This window comes from Gordonia sp. (in: high G+C Gram-positive bacteria), from assembly GCF_047606305.1.
Classification (GTDB): Bacteria; Actinomycetota; Actinomycetes; order Mycobacteriales; family Mycobacteriaceae; genus Gordonia.
In genome coordinates, this window is sequence record NZ_JASGER010000041.1 from 23,915 (window position 1) to 34,803 (window position 10,889).

8 protein-coding genes are annotated in these 10,889 nt (G+C 69.5%); 2 read left to right on the plus strand and 6 right to left on the minus strand.

Going from position 1 to position 10,889, the window contains the following annotated elements:
- Positions 1-33: 33 nt before the first annotated feature.
- Positions 34-1,683, minus strand: coding sequence for an AMP-binding protein (locus QM634_RS06130; protein WP_415041884.1), 1,650 nt, complete (start codon positions 1,681-1,683; stop codon positions 34-36).
- A 109-nt stretch (positions 1,684-1,792) separates the two neighbouring features.
- Between QM634_RS06130 and QM634_RS06135 the strand changes: the two genes are divergently transcribed.
- Positions 1,793-2,410, plus strand: a complete 618-nt coding sequence (locus tag QM634_RS06135) for a TetR/AcrR family transcriptional regulator (protein ID WP_415041885.1) — start codon at positions 1,793-1,795, stop codon at positions 2,408-2,410.
- A 155-nt stretch (positions 2,411-2,565) separates the two neighbouring features.
- Entirely contained in the window at positions 2,566-3,834 is a 1,269-nt protein-coding gene (locus QM634_RS06140) for a lipase family protein (protein ID WP_415041886.1), read from the plus strand.
- Positions 3,835-3,837: 3 nt separating this feature from the next.
- On the opposite strand, the gene atzF is transcribed toward QM634_RS06140, so the two are convergent.
- Genes atzF through QM634_RS06165 form a run of 5 tightly spaced genes read right to left on the minus strand, consistent with a single transcriptional unit; the run spans position 3,838 to position 10,627 of the window.
- The gene (gene atzF / locus QM634_RS06145; protein ID WP_415041887.1) at positions 3,838-5,508 is read right to left on the minus strand and encodes an allophanate hydrolase; all 1,671 of its coding nucleotides are present in this window, start codon (positions 5,506-5,508) and stop codon (positions 3,838-3,840) included.
- A complete protein-coding gene (locus tag QM634_RS06150) occupies positions 5,505-7,505 on the minus strand; it encodes a 5-oxoprolinase/urea amidolyase family protein (protein WP_415041888.1) in 2,001 nt (666 codons plus the stop codon). The genes atzF and QM634_RS06150 overlap by 4 nt, the downstream gene beginning before the upstream one ends.
- Positions 7,502-8,194 carry an urea amidolyase associated protein UAAP2 gene (locus tag QM634_RS06155; RefSeq protein ID WP_415041889.1) on the minus strand — a complete coding sequence of 231 codons (693 nt, stop codon included), beginning with the start codon at positions 8,192-8,194 and terminating at the stop codon, positions 7,502-7,504. The genes QM634_RS06150 and QM634_RS06155 overlap by 4 nt, the downstream gene beginning before the upstream one ends.
- A gap of 43 nt (positions 8,195-8,237) precedes the next feature.
- A complete protein-coding gene (locus tag QM634_RS06160; RefSeq protein WP_415041891.1) occupies positions 8,238-9,056 on the minus strand; it encodes an urea amidolyase associated protein UAAP1 in 819 nt (272 codons plus the stop codon).
- A gap of 47 nt (positions 9,057-9,103) precedes the next feature.
- Positions 9,104-10,627: an amino acid permease gene (locus tag QM634_RS06165; RefSeq protein ID WP_415041890.1), complete on the minus strand. Its 1,524-nt coding sequence runs from the start codon at positions 10,625-10,627 to the stop codon at positions 9,104-9,106.
- Positions 10,628-10,889: the final 262 nt, after the last annotated feature.

Sequence of the window (10,889 nt, forward strand, 5' to 3'; positions counted from 1 at the left end):
CGAGTGGGCGGTCATTTGCGCCGAGTGGACCCCCTAGGCCAGTCCGAGCAACTCGACGGCTTGGGCGCGCATGTCGACCTTGCGCACCTTGCCGGTGACGGTCATCGGGAATTCGTCGACGACGTGGACGTACTTCGGGATCTTGTGCCGGGCGATCTTGCCGTGCGCGAATTCGCGGAGGTCCTCGGCGGTGAAATCGCCGTCGGCGTCGCGCAGGCGCACCCACGCCATGAGTTCTTCGCCGTACTTCTCGTCGGGGACGCCGATCACCTGGGCGTCGAGGATGGCGGGGTGCGTGTAGAGGAACTCCTCGATCTCGCGCGGGTAGATGTTCTCCCCGCCGCGGATGACCATGTCCTTGATGCGGCCGGTGATCTGCACGTAGCCGTTCGCGTCCATCACCGCGATGTCGCCGGTGTGCATCCAGCCGTCCTTGTCGATCGCCTCGGCGGTCTTCTCCGGTTGGTTCCAGTAACCCTTCATCACGCTGTAACCGCGGGTGCAGAACTCACCGGCCGTGCCCCTCGGGACGGTGTCCCCGCTTGCCGGGTCGACGATCTTGATCTCCAGATGCGGGCCGACGCGGCCCACCGTGCCGACGCGCAGCGACAGTTCGTCGTCGACCCTGGTCTGGGTGGAGACAGGCGAGGTCTCCGTCATCCCGTAGCAGATCGACACCTCGGCCATGTGCATGCGGTCGACCACCTCGCGCATCACCTGTTCCGGGCACGGCGACCCGGCCATGATCCCGGTGCGCAGGCTCGACAGGTCGTAGTCGTCGAAGTCGGGCAGGGCCAGTTCGGCGATGAACATCGTCGGCACGCCGTACAGGCTCGTGCACTTGTGTCGGTCTACCGACGCCAGCGTCGCCGCCGGGTCGAACGCCGCCGCCGGGATGATCATCGCGGCTCCGTGGGTGGTGGCGGCGAGGTTGCCCATGCTCATGCCGAAGCAGTGGTAGAAGGGCACCGGGATGCAGATTCGGTCGGACGCGGTGTAGTTGACGAGTTCTCCGACGAGGAAGCCGTTGTTGAGGATGTTGCGGTGCGTCAAGGTCGCGCCTTTGGGTGCGCCCGTTGTGCCGGACGTGAACTGGATGTTGATGGGGTCGTCGGCATCGAGCGCTTCTGCGATGGTTTCGACGGTGCCGAGTTCGACTTCCGACGGCGGCCTCAGCAAGTCTTCCCATTCGGGACTACCGAATGTCACCAGTGTGATCGATGAGGCGGTCTCCTCGGCAGCCCGGGTGACCATCGTCGGATAGTCGGAGTCCTTGAAGGCCGGTGACGCGAAGACAAGGGTGATGCCGACATGGGAGAGCGCGAAGTTCACTTCGCTCTGTCGATAGGCGGGGTTGACGTTGACCAGTACCGCACCGATGGCCGCCGTCGCGTACTGGACCAATATCCATTCTGCGCGGTTGGGCGACCACACCCCGACACGGTCGCCCCGCTGCACACCCAATCGCAGCAAGCCCGCGGCGAGCGCTCGGACGTCGGCGAGCATGTCCGCATAGGACCACGTTCGTCCCGAGGTGTCGTCGGCGATGGCCAGGTGCGTGGCCACCCGCGTCGCCGTCGAGCGGAAGTTTGTGTAGATGGTGTCGCTCAACAGCGGGGGTTCGACCTCGCCGCGGTCGTACGACGGTTCGGGGTTCACGTGCGCAGTCCTGGTCGATGCCATTTCGGTGTCCTTCCGGCGTTACCGCGATTCTGTGTTGCGGGTCACACAACCTACACACAGATTAACAGATGTAAAATAGATGTCAATCGTCAATGTGTAGAGTGACCGCATGCGGCAGACGGACCCGCGGGTGAGGCGATCACGGGCCGCGATCATGGATGCGACGATCGATCTGGTGGTCGAGCGAGACTCGTCGGCGATCTCGATGACCGACTTGGCGGATGCCGCCGGTGTGAGTCGCCCGGTCCTGTATCAGCACTACGGCGACCGCGACGGCATCCTGGTTGCCGCGATGACCGAGTTGATTGACCGGGAGTTGCTTCCCGCCGTCGATCCGAATCCGGCGAATCCAATGCCATTCGCGCAGGTGCTCACCGACCACTTCGCTCGCCATAGCCGCTTCTACCGCGCGCTCTTACGCGGCTCGGCGGCCTTTTCCGTGGTGCGCGCCATCACCGATCTGTTGGCCGTGCCCGGTGCCGAGCTCTTGAGGCAGCGCAGTGATGGCACGGTACCGGAGGCGCAAATCCGGGAGATGGCCAAGTTTGGCGCCTCGGCGGCGGCCATGATGCTCGCCGAGTGGCTCGTCGACGAGCCGGCCTCGGTCGACGGTTCGGCGGCGTCTGAGGATCCGACCGCGCTGGTGGGCCTTCTGATGCGCATCGATGAAACGATCATCGCGATTGCGGGCAACGTCGACCGACAGCGGCATCTCGAAACCGACTGACTGCAGGCCGGCCCTGTTGATGGGGGTCCGTCCCGATTTGGATACATCTGTCAAGTAGATACTTGACAGATGTAAATTATCAGCTAGCTTTGGCGCAGCGGCACCTGTGTCGCACATCACAAGCCCCGGTGGGGCAATGCAAAGAAAGATGCGCCATGAGACGACCTCGAGTTTCCACGCTTATCGCCGCGGTATCGGTATCCGCACTAGCCGTCAGCGGCTTTGTCGATGACGCCGTCGCCGCCCCGCTTCCGGTGGCCGGATCGGCGTTCTACACGCCACCGAAGCCTTTGCCCGCTGGCCGAAACGGCGACCTGGTTCGTCGGCAACCGACGCGCCTCATGGCCGGTAGCCCTCTTGCGGGTCTGCTGTCTGCAGCGCATGCGACGCGGATCATGTATCGCAGCACCGACGTCCATGGAGCGCCGATGGCGGTCACCGGCACCGTCCTGACTCCGTCCGTGCGTTGGCGGGGACGCGGGCCAAGGCCGTTGGTATCGCTTGCCATCGGTACGCACGGGAGTGCGGACAGCTGCGCGCCGTCACGCGTCTTGGCGAACGGTGTCGAGTTCGACGGTTCGGGCTCGCCATGGTTCGAAGGGCAAGTCACCGACATGGCCGCGCTGCTCGAAAAGGGGGTCGCGATCGCCGTGACCGACTACCAAGGGCTGGGAACTCCCGGGGTGCACACCTACCTCCAACCCGTCCCCGAGGCGCATGCCGTCCTCGATGCGGCGCGTGCGGCAATCAGACTCGGCGCGGTGGCTCCGACCGCGCCCATCGGGGTGTGGGGCTATTCCCAGGGCGGTGGGGCGGCTGCTGCGGCGGCCGAGCATTCGCGCCGCTATGCCGGGGAGCTCAACCTGGTCGGCACGGTCGCCGGTGCTCCGGCCGTCGATCCCGCGGCTGTCCTCCGAGGAGCAGCCGGCGACCGGGGAATCATGTCAGGGCTCGGTGGGATGTTCGTCGCGGGCCTGATCGACGGCTATCCCGAGTTGGCGCCGCGGATCCGTGCGTTGTTCAACCCGACCGGTCGCGCGTATCTGAGGCGAGTCGTGCAACTGTGCAGCTTTGGTGCACTGCGCGAGGAGCATTTCAAACCGACCTCGGCCTACACGAAGAGTGGTGCGACGATGATCGACGCCTTGGAGTCTGATCCTCAGATCAGGGCCGTCCTGGACAGCCTTGTGGTCGGTCGCATTCCGCCTGCACGGCCGGTGCTCGTGATGCAGAGCCGGCACGATGACACCGTGCCTCCGGGGCCGACCCACCGCATGGTGCGCAGTTGGCGCGCCGGTGGTGCGACGGTTCGTCTCGTCGACGTCACGACCCCGCTGCCGAAGTTGACCGGCGTCGACCACGTGGCAGGCATGATGGACTACCCGATTGCGGTCGATTGGCTCATGGGTCGCTTTCGGGGCTAATCCCTACCAGCGATCCCGATCGACCCCGGTTCCCGCAGCACCCGCATCCGCGGCGCAACCGAACCCGGTGACCCACGACCCGTCGGCCAGCTCGACCTTCCCCAGCATCATCGGCTCGGGGAGTGCGGCCAGGAAGTCGCCCAGGGCGGCGGGGGAGAGGGTCCAGGTCTCGCCGTGAATTGCGCGCCCGCGCGTGGGATCCCTGATCAGCCCGGGCTTGGGCGGCACCGTGTCGAGGGCGACGAGGCGGTAGGCCGGCGCGGTCACGACCTCCCCGCTCCACCGGGCTCCCCGATCGGACAGTTCGTGCACCAGCGGGCCGCCGCGCATGTGGGCGCCGAAGACGGCCAGCTCGACCGTCGGCGCCACCGCCTCCGGCCAGCCGGGTGCGACAACGGGGTCCTCACCCATCCGCCGGGCGAGGTCGATCAGCACGGCGTCGTCGTGCGCCTTGCCCAGCAGCGTCACGCCGAACTGTGCATGGCCGCCGTCGGACTCGGCGATGGTGCCCGCCGGGATCGCGAGCCCGCACAGGTCGAACAGGTTGCAGAAGTTCGTGTAGGTGCCCATCCGTGAGTTGACGCCCACCGGGTCGGCGGCCACCTGCTCGATGGTCGGGTGGAATGGCGCCGTCGGCACGAGGAGTGCGGTCGCCTCGCCCCACTGGGTCATGGCCTCGGCGCGCAGGTCGGCCAGCCGTCGCCGTGCGCTGAGCAGGTCGACGGCGCTGAAACGGTTGGCCGCGCCGATGATCCCGGCCACCGTCGGATCGAGACCGTCGCCGGGGTTGCCGTCGATGAACGCGCCGACCGCGTCGTGGCGCTGGGCGACCAGTGCGTCCTCGTACAGCAGTTTCGCCGCGTCCAGGAACGGTTGCAGGTCGACGCGCCGGATCGACATGCCGGCGGCCTCGGCGGTGGCGACCGCGGTGTCGAAGGCCGCGCGCCACGGCTCGTCGAGTTCGGGCAGCTCGGCGGGCACGGCCAACACCGGTCGTCCGGGCGCGGCCAGCCGGGTCGACGGGCCGAACGTCGCCGGCCCGACGGCGGTCGCCATGACGGCCATCGCAGCGTCGGCCTCGGCGAGGGTGCGCCCGAAGATCGTCACGGTGTCGTACTCCGCGCAGGCGGGCACGACACCCTCGGTGCTGATCGCACCGACCGTCGGTTTGACCCCGACGATGCCCTGCAGCCCGGCGGGCACCCGGCCCGATCCGGCGGTGTCGGTGCCGATCGCGAGGTCGACCAGGCCGAGGGCGACGGCGACCGCCGACCCCGAACTCGACCCGCCGGAGATGTACTCCGGTCGTCGGGAGTCGCGCACCGCACCGTACGGGCTGCGGGTGCCGACCAGCCCGGTGGCGAACTGGTCGAGGTTCGTCTTGCCGATGACCACGGCCCCCGCCGCGCGCAGCGCCGCGACGGCCGGTGCGTCCGCGTCGGGGGTGTACGCGTACCCGGGGCAGGCGGCCGTCGTCGGGACTCCCGCGACGTCGACGTTGTCCTTGACGGCGAGGATCTTCCCGGCCAGCGGCCCGCCGCCGGCGATCGACCGCTCATAGTCGGCGGCGACCTCTGCGCGCGGGCGCAGGTGCACGAACACCTCGGGTCGCTCCGCCCGCTCGATCGCCTCGAAGACCTCGTCGACGCGACTGGCGGTCCCGACGGCGCTCACGCGAGGGCCTTTGCGGCGAATTCGCCGGACTCCGACCAGCGCCGGCGCTCCTCGTCGCGGGCCGCCTCCATCGACGCGCGGGTGGCGGCGATATCGGCGGCGTTGGCGTCGAGGAAGGCCTGGTGCTCGGACAGCGAGAAGGTTCCCTCGGTGATCCGGGTGCTGTTCCCGCGTCCGGCGGCGACGTCGGCACGCATGTCCAGCAGCTCGTCGGCGTCGACCGGGTACCAGCGGATCCGGTCGAAGAAGCGCAGCAGCCACGGGTGGTCGGGGTCGAAGCCGGGGGCGGGCAGCGGGTGACGGTGGTTCCACACCTGTGTGGTGCGGCCGACGAACTGGTAGCCGCCGGGGCCCTCCATCCCGTAGATGCACAGGTACGCCCCGCCGATGCCGACCGCGTTCTCCGGCGTCCAGGTCCGCGCCGGGTTGTACTTGGTCGTCACCAGGCGGTGGCGCGGGTCGAGTGGTACCGCGACCGGCGCCCCCAGGTAGACGTCGCCCAGCCCCAGCACGAGGTAGTCGGCGTCGAAGACCGTCCGGTAGACGTTGTCGACCGAGTCCAACCCGTTCATCCGGCGGATGAACTCGATGTTCCACGGGCACCACGGCGCGTCGTCGCGCACGCCGAGCATGTAGCGCTCGATCGCCTCCCGCGTCGCCGGGTCGTCCCACGACAGCGGCAGTTCGACGGTGCGGCTGGGCACGACCAGGTCCTGTGCGGGCGGCAGCTGACTCTCGCACTCGCGCAACCAGTCGAGCATGGCCCGCTGGTTCCACACGTCCGGGTCGGCCTTGACCTGCAGCGACCGGATGCCCGGGGTCAGGTCTGCCAGCCCGCGCGGCCGATCGGCCTCGATGCGCTCGGCGAGGGCGTGCACCCGCGCGCGCAGCGCCAGGTCGAGGGTCATGTCGCCGTACTCGACGAGGATGTTGTCGTCGCCGCTGCGGCGGTAGGTGACCGTGGTCGCCCCGTCGGCGGTCTGCGAGCGCGCCAGGATGCCGTTGTCCTCATCGCGCCCGGCCGACAGCACGTCGGGCATGGTCGCGCGGCGGGCCGTACCGACGTGGGCGGGCGAGGCCGTCTCGTCGGCGCGCACCGCGACGAACCGGACGGTGTCGCCGGGCTTGAGCTGCCCCAACTTCCACCGCTGGGCACTGACGACGGTGACGGGGCAGACGAAGCCGCCCAGGCTCGGGCCGTCCGGGCCGAGCAGGATCGGGGTGTCGCCGGTGAAGTCCAGCGCCCCCACCGAGTAGGCGTTGTCGTGGATGTTCGACGGGTGCAGTCCCGCCTCGCCTCCGTCGGCGCGCGCCCAGCGCGGCTGCGGCCCGATGAGGCGGACACCGGTGCGGTCGGAGTTGAAGTGCACCTCGTAGTCGGTGCCCAGGATGTCGGCCATGTCCTCGTCGGTGAAGAATTCCGGCGCGGTGTGCGGGCCGATGGTGACCGCAAGGTTCCAGGTGTTGGTCAGCGCGGGCACCTCGTCGCCGAGGATGCGCCGCGCCCGCCCGGTCGGTGTCGGCCCGACGGTCAGCGCGTCCCCCTCGGCCAGGGCCCGGCCGCCGTGGCCGCCGAAGTGGCCCATGGTGAAGGTCGAGCGGCTGCCGAGGTAGTCCTCGGCGCCGATCCCGCCGGCGACGGCGAGGTAGACGCGCATGCCGATCGAGCCGACCGGCCCGATGTCGAGGATCTGGCCGGCCTCGACGGTGATCGGCATCCACTGCGGCACCGCCCGACCGTCCACGGTGACGCGCACCGGTGCACCGGTCACGGCGACGACGGCCGGCTCCTCGAACCGCAGGGCCGGTCCGGCGAGCGTCGCCTCCAGGCCGGCGGCGGTCTCCGGGTTGCCCGCCGCCAGGTTGGCGAGGCGGAACGAGAGGTCGTCCATCGGCCCCGACGGCGGCACGCCCACCTTCCAGTACCCGACCCGACCGGGCCAGTCCTGCACCGTGGTCTGCGGCCCCGGCCGCACGACGGTGATCGCGGCGGTCACCGCTTGCGCCCCTTGCGGGTGACGATCACGCGGACCGCGGTGGGGTCGAAGCCGTTGCACGGGTTGTTGACCTGCGGGCAGTTGGAGATCAGCACGAGCGTGTCGGTCTCGGCGCGCAGCGCCAGTCGCTTGCCCGGCGCCGACAGCCCGTCGACGATCCCCAGCGAGCCGTCGGCGTCCACCGGCACGTTCATGAAGAAGTTCACGTTCCCGACGAGGTCGGCCTTGCCGAGCCCGTGCCGGGCACCCTCGATCAGGAAGTTCTCCACGCAGGCGTGCTGGTGCTTGGTGTGGTGGCCATAGCGCAGCGTGTTGGACTCCTGCGAGCAGGCGCCGCCGACGGAGTCGTGGTTGCCGACCTCGTCGGCCACGATCGTCATCAGCGGACGCGACTCCTGGTCGCGCAGCACGCTGCCGGTGGTCAGGAACAGGTTGCCCTGCGCGGCGATGGTCGCCTGTGCCGAATAGCGGGCCGACGGTGAGATCGCGCCGTCCGGGCCGACCCCGTAGAACAGGGTGTCGACGGCCTGGTTGCCGTGCAGGTCGACGATCGTCAGCACGTCGCCGGCGGCGACGACGCCCGACCAGGGGCCGCGTTCGCCGACCTCGGCGTCCAGGACGACGGCGCCCTCGCCCAGCTTCAGGGCGGCGGCCGGTGCCGACGTCGGATCGGTGGTCGTGGTGCTCATGGGTGTTCCTTCGGTAGTCGGTGGGCGGTGCGGGCAGCGCAGATCAGTGGGCCGCGGCCCAGGCGTCCTCGGAGTTGGCGACCGCGCGCCGGTACTCCGGGTCCGCGGCGGTGTCGCCGACGAGGTCGTCGAGGTCGGCGGCGGCCCGCCACGCCAAGAGCTCGAGCGGCCCGGTCTCGAAGGACGGCGACGGGTCCAGCGGGTGAGCGGTGTTCGCGACGGCGACGATGCACGGCAGGTGCAGCACCACGTCGACCGTCTTGTCGGCCCCCGCCGACCCGGTCGACACCAGTGCCCCGTCCTCGGCGACCGTGACGCCGTGGAAGAAGGACAGCGACGGCGCGACGTCGGCGGCGCCCAGTCCGTTCTTCAGGGCGGCGAGCAGCAGCAGCTCACGACCGGCCGGACTGGCCGAGTGGACCGTGCCGTCGCCGTACTTCTCGGTGTTCTGCCGCAGTGTCGTCGTGCCGCAGAGCGCGTCGTGGCGTGCGGACTCGTCGGCGACGACGGTCGCCAGGACCCGACCCTGGTCCGACAGCAGCGGATGGCCGGCACCGAGGTAGGCCTGCCACGGCACCTTGACGGTGTCGGCGACGTTGAGCCGCTCCCACGGGGCGTCGGCCCGCCACAGCAGCAGGTGGGCGCAGGCCGACCCGGTGACGTCGCGCAGCCGCAGCCGCGTGCCGCGTGCCAGGACCTTGGTGGTGTAGCGGCCGCCGGGCACCGTCTCGGCCCACACCAGGTCGGCGGGGTCGACGTCGGCGGGCGGGTGCGGCCAATCCGAGGCCGGCACGACCGGCATCGAGTCGGTGATCGCGGTGGCCTGCGAGCGGGCGTGGGCCCGCGCTCCGGCGGTGGTCATCGTGCTCACGGGGAGCACCTCCTTCACGGTGGACGGGGTGGGACGGGCTAATTGCCGACGGTGACCGGCTTGGGGTGGACCTTGCCGCGGGGGAAGCAGGCGATGCCGACGAGCACCGTCGCGGCGATGCAGATCGGTCCCGCCCAGCGCAGGATCGGCATGTCGCCGGCCGGGTCGAAGACCTCCGCCCGCGGCCAGGCGAGGTTGACGACCATCAGCCCGCCGTAGACGACCGCGAGGGTGTTCACGACGATGCCGAGCCGTCCCAGCGAGAAGAGCTTCTTGCCGTCGGCGTCGACGCCGGTGGTGTGCGGCCAGCCGTGGAAGCGGCGGTAGAGCATCGGAACGGTCACCGCGAGGTAGGCCAGGTAGATCAGGATGATGCAGACGCTGGCGAGGGTCGCGAAGATCGCGGAGTTGCCGACGTTGACCACCAGGATCGCGATGCACAGGACGCCGATCAGGATGGCGGGTGCGATCGGCGTGCCCGTCCGCTTGTTGACGTAGGAGAGCGTCTTGGAGAACGGGAGACGGCCGTCGCGGGCCATCGAGAACATCAGGCGCGAGCACGCCGTCTGGATCGCCAGGGTGCAGATGAAGATCGCCACCGCGACGTCGCAGAGCAGGACCTTGCCCCAGAATCCGCCGAGGATCGAGTCGAGCACGTAGGGCAGTCCGCCGGTGGCCAGCTTCTCGTCGAGGGTGGGGGCGGCCATCAGGGCGCCGAGCAGCATCAGGCCGCCGCCGATGGCGGAGACGGTGAGGGCCAGGCGGATGGTGCGCGGGGCGACGCGGCGCGGGTTGCGCGTCTCCTCGGCGAGTTCGCCGGCCGAGCCGAACCCGACCATGACGTACGCGGCCATCAGGCCGGAGACGATGAAGGCCCAGATGTAGCCGGGCTGCTGGCCGGGCAGGCCGGTGTCGAACACGACGTCGGGACCGCGCTTGGCGTGGGTGAACAGCGCCAGGACGACGGCGACGACGCCGACCAGCTCACAGGTGACGCCGATGCTGTTGACACGGCTCATCCAGGTGACGCCGATGCAGTTGATGGCGGTGACGATCACCAGGAGGATCGAACCGAGCAGGACGGCGTTGGCGGCGCCGCTGGTGCTGGTGAGGGTGGAGTCCTCGCCGATGACCTGGAATCCGCTCCACACCGTCGGGAGCACCACCTGCAGGGCGATCGCGGCGGCCGCGGCGGTGACGATCTGGGCGATCATCATGAACCAGCCGCCGAACCAGCCGACGATCTCGCCGCCCATCCGCCTCGACCACTGGTAGATCGCGCCGGAGATCGGGTAGCGCGCGGCGATCTCCGCGAAGCACAGGGCGACGAGGAATTGGCCGGCGTAGACGATCGGCCAGGTCCAGAAGAAGGCCGGGCCGCCGAAGCCGAAGCCCAGGCCGAACAGCTGGAAGATCGTCGTGAGGATCGAGACGAAGGAGAAGCCGGCCGCGAAGGAGGCGAACTTGCCCAGGGAGCGGTGCAGCTGCTGGTCGTAGCCGAACTCGGACAGGTCGTCGGCGTCGTGGCCGGTGGTGGCGGAATGAACGGGGGCGGTCGTCATGAAACGGGTCCTTCTCACTGGGGGTGACGGCCGCTCGCCGTTGAGCGGTTTCTGTCTGCTGATAGATAAGCCCAGGGGTTTTTCTAGCGGGTGACAGAATTGTTTCGTTCGTGGAAACCCGTGCGACGGCCCGGTAAACCCCGGCGGCCCGGTGGTGGTGCGGCGCTAGGGTTGGGGTCATGACCGCACGGACGAGCGCTGGACGCGCGGCGTCCGGGCCCGGCCGGCCCCGCCTCGTCGAGCCCCGGCGCGACGCCGCCAC